Source organism: Salifodinibacter halophilus (assembly GCA_012999515.1).
GTDB classification, from domain to species: domain Bacteria; phylum Pseudomonadota; class Gammaproteobacteria; order Nevskiales; family Salinisphaeraceae; genus Salifodinibacter; species Salifodinibacter halophilus.
In genome coordinates this window covers 1-272 of the sequence record JABEEB010000255.1, presented here as the reverse complement: position 1 = coordinate 272, position 272 = coordinate 1, and the positions used below count along the sequence as shown (strand labels likewise).

The following is a 272-nucleotide window of genomic DNA, read 5'->3' as shown; positions in this document are numbered from 1 at the left end:
GTTCGCCCAGGCGCCGTTCCAGCTCGGCGCCGGTGGCCTCGCCCAGGCGCTCGCGCAGCAGGGTCAGCTCGCCGACGAACTCGTGCCGCACCGAGGCGGAGTACTGGTCCGGGAACAGGTAGGGGAACACCTGCTGCACCACCAGGATCGAGCACAGCAGCAGCCCGGCCACGGTGAGGTACAGCCGGACCAGCATCGAGAGCATTCAGTCCTCCCAGGCGATCGGGCTGAACAGATAGCCTCGTCCCCACACGGTCTTGATCTTGCGCGGC

Annotated in this window: 1 protein-coding gene; it reads right to left on the bottom strand. The window is 68.0% G+C overall.

From position 1 onward, the window contains the following. Nucleotides 1-205: hypothetical protein (locus HKX41_11550; protein NNC24767.1), on the bottom strand; the 205-nt coding region annotated here is incomplete at its 3' end. Nucleotides 206-272: the final 67 nt, after the last annotated feature.